We start from the raw sequence: 2221 nt of genomic DNA, 5'->3' as shown, positions 1-2221 counted from the left end.
ATTTATATCTAAAAGTATCAATTTGGTTTATGTGTGTAGGAGAGAATTATATGAAAAAAATGGTAAAATCCTTGATTTTGACTGTAGTAGCTGTCCTGAGTACTACGGTAGTGTCCTCAGTGGAAGCTATTAGTTCTGATGAGGCCGTGCAAAGTGCATTGGCACGTGTACCGGGTGCAACGGTTACTAATATAACTGAGTTCAATCGCGATTATGATCATGGTCGTTTAGAGTATGAAGGTGAAATTCATTACAATGGTTATGAATACGACTTTGAAATTGATGCAGATACTGGCACATTTACAAAATGGGAAGTGGAGCAAGAGGTCTACTAATAGACTGAGAGCTTATAATGTGTAACAATGTGGATTAACTCCTTAAGGTTGTATTACTTGGAATATCCTAATATATAACAATAAAAAAGAACAGCTCATTAAGAGCTGTTCTTTTTATGTTACCAAATCTTAGAAGAAGAAGTGGTGAATTTCATGGATGAAATGTTGACCGAAGAAGGAGATACAACCATGCATAATGATGAAGATCAAGAAGTATTTGAACGCGCTGTTCATGATAACGCTTGCTTCGATTTCATGTTCTAAGTTGTGAGCTTCTTCAGCGTTAATTTCTTTGTGGTTTTCTAGGTATGCTTTCAAAGCAGGACCTACGGCACCAATAGAAATCGCGATGGATTGTGGAGACAACATTTTGCCGATACCAGCTGCACCGGAGTTAACTGCTGCCAACCAGAAGCCAAGGTCTTCGAAGTTTGTAGGATCTAAACCTTGAGCTGCAGCGATTTGAAGTGGGCCAAACAATACGTTGGAGTTTGTACCGGAACCAGTCAAGAAGGCACCCAACGCACCTACGATAGGAGCGAATAGAGGATACAAGGAACCTGTACCAGCAACCATTGCTTTCGCAATATCTGCAGTCATACCAGAGTAAGTCATCAATTTAGCTGTCATAACAACTGTGATGATTGTAAGGTATGTAAATTTCAAGTTTTTAACTGTGGAACCCAATGTACCGAAGATTTCACCAGCTTTTGCTTTTTGGATGAAACCACCAACAATACCAGCGATGAAGATCATGATACCAGGAGTTGCAATCCATACGAATGTGTAAGGTTTTGCACCAGGACCTTGATAAATAGGTACAGATGTTTTAATGGACGCAAGAGGACCATTAATTGCAGGGAACAATTTGGAAGTTAATAACAATAATACGAAGATCAAGATGAATGGCATTGCAGCTACAAGGCCTTCGCCACCGGAAACTTTAGGAACTTCGCCAGTTTGTTTAACTGCGTATTCAGGATCATTAGGAGGCATAATTTTTGCACAGATAATGATAACTGCCATGATAACGATGGATGCAGAGATTACGGATAATTCTGGACCCATTACTGCGTTGATTATAGTTTCAGGAATAGCTAATGCTAAACCGGAAAGCAATGTTACAAGGAATACGCCTTTTAACGCTTTAACACCGCCACCAATGATCATAACAACGAAGAATGGTGCGATAAGGTTAAGTAAGAATAATTGTACGGAAATGAATGTACCTAAATGGCTTGGATCAAGGTTTGTTAAGGATGCCAAAGTAGTTGTTGGAATACCGATGGAGCCAAATGTTGTTGGTACGGAGTTCGCAACGAGACATGCGATGATAGATTTTAGTGGATCAAAACCTACTGCAACCATCATAGCAGCTGGAATTGCAACGGCAGTACCAAAGCCAGCCATACCTTCCATGAAGGCACCAAAGCCCCATGCAAGTAATAATGCAAGTACACGAGTATCAGATGTTACAGAAGAAAGCATTGTTTTAATAGTTTCCATTGCTTTCGTATGTACTACCAAGTTATAAACGAAGATAGCAGCTGTAATAACTAATAGGATTGGCCAGATTGCCAAAGCGGCACCTTCAAGGGCACCAGTGACCATAATGAATGGATCGGATTGGAATGCTGTAATAGCGATGATGAAAGAACCGATTGCAGCAACACTTGTTGCTTGCCATGCAGGTAATTTCAAGATGGATAACGCTACGATCAACCAAATGATTGGAGATAGCGCTAATAGAACGGTGATAGCACTCATTTCTAAAATCATCCTTTCAAGAAAAATAAAAATATATGCTTAACAGGACGATGTAGCTTAATCAATTTAATTGATGAGTAAATCGCTATTGTATTAAGTTGTAAAAGTTCAGTTAAAAT

The 2221-nt window shown here is 39.3% G+C and carries 2 protein-coding genes; one reads left to right on the top strand and one right to left on the bottom strand.

The genetic code is table 11. The features are described 5' to 3' along the window. Positions 1-50 precede the first annotated feature (50 nt). Positions 51-335, top strand: a complete 285-nt coding sequence (locus tag QZ334_RS08040; RefSeq protein WP_024065668.1) for a PepSY domain-containing protein — start codon at positions 51-53, stop codon at positions 333-335. A 129-nt stretch (positions 336-464) separates the two neighbouring features. Here QZ334_RS08040 and QZ334_RS08035 read toward each other — a convergent pair whose 3' ends face one another. After that, complete coding sequence (locus QZ334_RS08035) at positions 465-2102, bottom strand: L-lactate permease (protein ID WP_227283461.1); 1638 nt, start codon at positions 2100-2102, stop codon at positions 465-467. Positions 2103-2221: the final 119 nt, after the last annotated feature.

The sequence above is a fragment of the Veillonella sp. genome (assembly GCF_019414865.1).
In the GTDB taxonomy this organism is placed as follows: domain Bacteria; phylum Bacillota; class Negativicutes; order Veillonellales; family Veillonellaceae; genus Veillonella.
Note: the sequence above shows the minus strand (reverse complement) of the source record. Positions and strands in the feature narration are given on the sequence as shown.

Coding starts and splice junctions, on each gene's coding strand:
- QZ334_RS08040 (WP_024065668.1), top strand. CDS start 51: ATGAAAAAAATGGTAAAATCCTTGATTTTGACTGTAGTAGCTGTCCTG.
- QZ334_RS08035 (WP_227283461.1), bottom strand. CDS start 2,102: ATGAGTGCTATCACCGTTCTATTAGCGCTATCTCCAATCATTTGGTTG.